Below are 3,320 nucleotides of genomic sequence, written 5' to 3' on the forward strand. Positions count from 1 at the left end.
ATCACCGTGCAATCGCCCTGGCATGAGAGGTAAGAAGGGTTCAGTATACGAAGGCGGGCACCGCGTCCCTTGCTTCGTTCGCTGGCCGAAACGGTTCCAAGCCGGTCTCGATGTCGACAAACTCACATCATGCCGAGATTGGTTACCGACACTTGTTGAGTTATGTGACTTGCAACTCCCGCGAGAGATCTCATTTGATGGTCACAACATCGTGCCGCTCTTGGAAGGACAAGCTTCCGCATGGAACGATCGAACCATGTTCGTCGAGCGGCAAGCCGACCAACCGAAGATGGCGACTCTACCGCACAAACGTCGACAGTACCCACAGTACGCCGTCCTGTCCGAGCGATGGCGTTTGGTTAATGGCGAGCTATACGATCTTGCGAATGATCCGGCGCAAACCGAAAACGTCGCCGCCGCTCACCCGGAACTGGTCAATGCACTTGCCAAGCAATATGAGCAATATTTCCGTGACGTGTTCTCGAACGGCGCGGCCTACACACGTTTTCAAATCGGTGCACCGGAGGAATACCCGATCCGATTGACCGTCCGAGATTGGCATCCGACCAAGGACAACGTGATCTGGAAGCAAGATCAACTCGCTGACGATAACCTGCTGATCAACGGCTTCTGGGCACTCAACGTCGTTCGAGGGGGACGTTACAAGGTACGGATTTCGCGGTTCCCCGATGACAACCAAGCTCCCATGCGTGCGAAACACGCTCGAATAACGATTGGCGAACAGGAACTCGCCAAAACCGTCTACCCCGCGGACAGCTCGGTCAGCTTTGATGTGCGGCTCAGCGAAGGCCACTCGCTCCTACAAACATGGCTGACAGACGCATCCACCGGAAACGAACGCGGAGCCTATTTCGTCGAATTTCGTTTTCTGGACAGCGACGATTAGTGGCACATCGCCGCCGCTCAACACGATCAAGACGCAGGCTGCATCCTCGTGTGGTTCGGATCCCGCGTTCTGAAGAGCCGCTCACCAGAAAGCAGGAAAGCACGGTGCAAAGCTGTTATCCTATGCGGTGCCAGATTCCATCGAAATCAAGTCCCCACCTCGCATTTCCTAGCTGATGACCATGAACCGAATCATTGCCTGTCTCGTGATCGCATCCAGTCTGTGGTGCGCCACATGCCAATCCATCAACGCAGCGGAACGCCCGAACATTGTGTTCATTTTCAGCGATGACCATTGCGTGCAGGCATTGAGTGCGTATGACGACAGCCGCATCTCGACGCCAAACATGGACCGCATCGCACACGAGGGAATGCGTTTTGATCGGTGTTACGTGACCAACGGGATTTGTGGTCCCAGCCGCGCGGTCATTCAAACGGGAAAATACAGCCACCTCAACGGTTTCATTCGCAACGGCAACGTTTTTAACGGCGACCAGCAGACCTTTCCTAAACTTCTGCAAAAGTCTGGCTACCAAACCGCGGTGATCGGCAAATGGCACCTCGGCTCAACGCCCCAAGGATACGACTACTACGACGTGCTCAAAGGCCAAGGCCCCTACTACAACCCGCCGATGATCACAGCCGATGCCAACGGCAAACCGGTCACAAAACCACACGTCGGGTACACCACCGAGATCATCGGCGAAAAGGCGCTGCAGTGGATGGAGAACGGACGTGACAAAGACAAACCATTCTTGTTGATGTTCCAACACAAGGCACCTCACCGCAACTGGATGCCGGCACCTAAATACCTCAACTGGCTCGACGATGTGGAGATTGCGGAACCCGAAACGCTATTTGACAACTACGAGGGGCGAGAAAGCCCAGCGTCGAACCAAACCATGTCGATTGCGTTTGACTTAACCGACAACGACCTCAAACTCAACACGCCCCGCGGACTCACACCGGAGCAATTGAAAACCTGGAACGCTGCCTACGCGGCTAAAAATGCGGACTACTTGGCCCGGCGTGATTCGATGACCGAAACCGAGATCATTAAGTGGAAATACCAACGTTACGTCAAAGACTACCTACGCTGCGTGAAGTCGGTCGACGATGAAATCGGTCGCTTGCTGGACTACCTTGATCAAAACGGTCTGTCCGAAAACACCGTTGTCATTTATTCGTCCGACCAAGGGTGGTACCTCGGTGAACACGGATGGTTCGACAAACGTTGGATGTACGAAGAATCGCTCGTAACGCCTCTGCTCGCTCGATGGCCGGGCGTTATTCAACCCGGCAGCGTCAATCAAACGGACATCACCTCCAACCTCGACTTCGCCGAGACCTTCCTCGACCTGGCGGGCGTTGAGATTCCGGCCGACATGCAAGGCGCGAGTCTCGTGCCGCTCTTCCAAGGCGAAACACCTGCGGATTGGCGAAAATCGTTTTACTATCACTACTACGAGTTCCCCGGCGCCCACTCGGTGAACCGACATTTCGGCGTCACCGACGGACAACATAAACTGATCCACTATTACGGGCCCGATCACGACGGGGGCGAAATCGATACCTGGGAACTGTTTGACCTGACCCGCGACCCGAACGAACTCAAAAGCGAAGCCAACAATCCCGAATACGCGGGAATCCGCAAAAGACTCACCGCGGAACTCGAGCGACTTCGCGAACAATACGAAGTCGGCGAAGACACGCAACCGGAACGTAAGCCGCGAGGTGCAAACAGGACGAAACAAAAGGCAAACAACTAAACACCTGCCGTTCCTCCATAATCGAGACGCGGTCAGGGGACGTCGATTGTATTACTGAAGGATNNAAAACAATCGACGTCCCTTGACCGTAATGATCAAACCGCGTTTGCTCGTGACCGATAGGCCCTGAATCACTCAGGGTCGGGTGTCGCTTGACCGAACAGTTTCTGGTCGAGCGACAGCTCCCCCGGTCCGGTGACGAAGATGACCGCATAGACGGTGAGGTACAATGCCGCAAGTTCCTTCATCTTCCAAGGATCTCCTCCGTGCACGACAAACAGTGCGATGATCATCGTGAACGCCAGTGGCAAGACCGCCAGTCGCGTTCCCAACCCCAAGATCAATAAAATCGAACAGCCGACTTCCGCGCCGATCGCCATGATCAGACTGAGTTGACTACCGACCCCGATCGGATCGGGGAAGACGCTGGACATTTCGGAATACCCCATGACCTTTTGAATGCCATGGACCATCATCAGACAGCCGAACGCGACACGCAGGAGGAGCAGTCCGATCGAAATTTGTTTAGGTGTGCTAAGCAGCATGGTTTTAGTTTGGTTTGGTTGAAAGGAGAGAAAACAGGTTTATTTGACGTGGCGATCACGAATCCGGCGAGAACGCTAAACAGGTACATAGAAGTGATTC

General features: G+C 54.4%; 3 protein-coding genes. 2 read left to right on the forward strand and 1 reads right to left on the reverse strand.

Annotated features, from left to right (window positions below; translation table 11 throughout):
• Positions 1–907, forward strand: a 907-nt coding sequence (locus NB063_RS31825; RefSeq protein ID WP_250933843.1) for a sulfatase/phosphatase domain-containing protein, incomplete at its 5' end; no start/stop codon positions are given.
• 181 nt (positions 908–1,088) lie between these two features.
• On the forward strand, positions 1,089–2,675 hold the full coding sequence (locus NB063_RS31830) for a sulfatase family protein (RefSeq protein WP_250933845.1): 1,587 nt from the start codon (positions 1,089–1,091) through the stop codon (positions 2,673–2,675).
• A 131-nt stretch (positions 2,676–2,806) separates the two neighbouring features.
• Here the strand turns inward: NB063_RS31830 and NB063_RS31835 are convergent, their stop codons facing one another.
• Positions 2,807–3,220 (reverse strand): DoxX family protein, encoded by a 414-nt coding sequence (locus tag NB063_RS31835; protein ID WP_250933847.1) that lies wholly within the window; start codon positions 3,218–3,220, stop codon positions 2,807–2,809.
• Between the last annotated feature and the right edge of the window lie 100 nt (positions 3,221–3,320).

The organism is Aporhodopirellula aestuarii (genome assembly GCF_023701485.1).
GTDB classification, from domain to species: Bacteria; Planctomycetota; Planctomycetia; order Pirellulales; family Pirellulaceae; genus Rhodopirellula; species Rhodopirellula aestuarii.

Excerpts from the sequence above, each read along its gene's own strand:
- NB063_RS31835 (WP_250933847.1), bottom strand. The coding sequence starts at position 3,220 with ATGCTGCTTAGCACACCTAAACAAATTTCGATCGGACTGCTCCTCCTG.
- NB063_RS31830 (WP_250933845.1), top strand. The coding sequence starts at position 1,089 with ATGAACCGAATCATTGCCTGTCTCGTGATCGCATCCAGTCTGTGGTGC.